Here is a 1,533-nt window from a genome sequence, read left to right as displayed (position 1 = left end):
GCCATCAACGCCCTGCTGCGTGCCAAACCCAGCCAAAAATTCGCCGGCCCGCCCCCCACCGCCGCCCCCACCAGCTGAAGCTGGCTTGTATAGGAGCTGGCTTGCCAGCGAATGGGCCCGCGGCACCTGCAAAAAACCTGTCCCTAGACGTCCCTTACGCAGCCGGCTGAGCCGCCACCATGACCACCACGGTCTTGGCCAGGAATGCCGGAGACTGCTGATTGATCGAATCGGCCAACTCCAGGGCCGCCGCCTTGACCGCAGGCGCCGCTTCGCGCAAGGCACGGACCATCTCCAGGCGCGCGGGCTCGCTGTTGAGCACCCGCATGAAAAGCGTCTGCGCCCACCTCGGGCTGTGTTCCTGCAAGCCGGGCAGCGCCGCCAGCAACGCCGGCACATACACAGCATCATCGAAATGCTCGGCGGCGTGAATCAGCGAAAACATCACCTCGTCATATTCGGCCTCATCGTCGAGCAACGACAACAGCGGGCCAATGCTGGCCGGGTCGGCCAACTGGGCCACCTCGGCGATGCAGGCGTCGATGCGCCGCACAAGGTTCTCGCCAGGGTCGTTGAAGGCGTTTTCGAGCTTTAGCAGGATGTCGGTCAACGCGTCGAATTTCATGGGTACTCGCCAGGGAGCTCGAAGGGAGGGAGGCGCAACGATACGCCATCGACACCATCCGCGAAATCGGCATGCCGCTGCGGGTGGTCCATGGCCTGAAGGACGACTACGTACCGCCGCGCCTGAGCCTGGCGGGCAAGGGCTCCGGTCAGGCCATCAACGCCCTGGTGCATTCCTTCGCCATGAACCGTGCCAACTGGCCGCTGTGCGGCTCGCCGGCAAGCCGGCTCCTACGGGTGCACACCCGCTCATCCGTAGGAGCTGGCTTGCCAGTGAAGAGGCCCGCAAGAGCGTCGCATTCCTTCGCCACGAACCGCGCCAACTGGCCGCTGCGCGGTTCGCCGGCAAGCCGGCTCCTACAGGGAGAGGCCGAGCTTTTCGTAGGTGGCGGCCGGTTGCGGGCGCAGGGCTTCGCCGATGGTGCGCAACTTCAGGCAGGTCTCCTGGTATTCACTCTCGGGGTCCGACTCGCCGACGATGCCGCAGCCGGCAAACAGGTGCGCCTGGTTGCCGCGAATCAAGGCCGAGCGCAGGGCCACGGCAAACTCGCCATCGCCCTCGGCGTTCAGCCAGCCCACCGGGGCGGCGTACCAGCCGCGGTCCAGTTGCTCATGCTCGCGGATATAGCCCAGGGCCTTGCCCCGAGGCAGGCCGCCCACCGCCGGGGTCGGGTGCAGGGCATCCACCACTTGCAGCAGATCGACCTGGGGCCGCAACCGCCCCAGCACCGGGGTCAGCAGGTGCTGGACGTGGGCCAGGCGGTGCAATTGCGGCTGCGGGGGAATCTCCAGCATCGCGCAGTAGGGCTGCAGGGCTTCGCGCAGGGTCTGCACCACCAGGGCGTGTTCATGGCGGTCCTTGGCGCTGTCCATCAGGGCCTGGCCCAGTTCCGCGTCCTGCTGCTCATG

Annotated in this window: 2 protein-coding genes; both read right to left on the bottom strand. The window is 66.7% G+C overall.

Annotation, left to right across the window (positions count from 1 at the left end; all coding sequences use genetic code 11):
- Positions 1–154: 154 nt before the first annotated feature.
- A complete protein-coding gene (locus F6S12_RS31650) occupies positions 155–625 on the bottom strand; it encodes an Imm30 family immunity protein (protein ID WP_011061767.1) in 471 nt (156 codons plus the stop codon).
- A gap of 356 nt (positions 626–981) precedes the next feature.
- A partial coding sequence (locus F6S12_RS31645) for an isochorismate synthase (RefSeq protein WP_315869846.1) occupies positions 982–1,533 on the bottom strand: 552 nt, incomplete at its 5' end.

It is taken from the genome of Pseudomonas sp. JV245A, from assembly GCF_032424515.1.
Taxonomy (GTDB): domain Bacteria; phylum Pseudomonadota; class Gammaproteobacteria; order Pseudomonadales; family Pseudomonadaceae; genus Aquipseudomonas; species Aquipseudomonas protegens.
This window is presented reverse-complemented; position numbering and strand designations above follow the sequence as displayed.

Coding starts and splice junctions, on each gene's coding strand:
- F6S12_RS31650 (WP_011061767.1), bottom strand. CDS start 625: ATGAAATTCGACGCGTTGACCGACATCCTGCTAAAGCTCGAAAACGCC.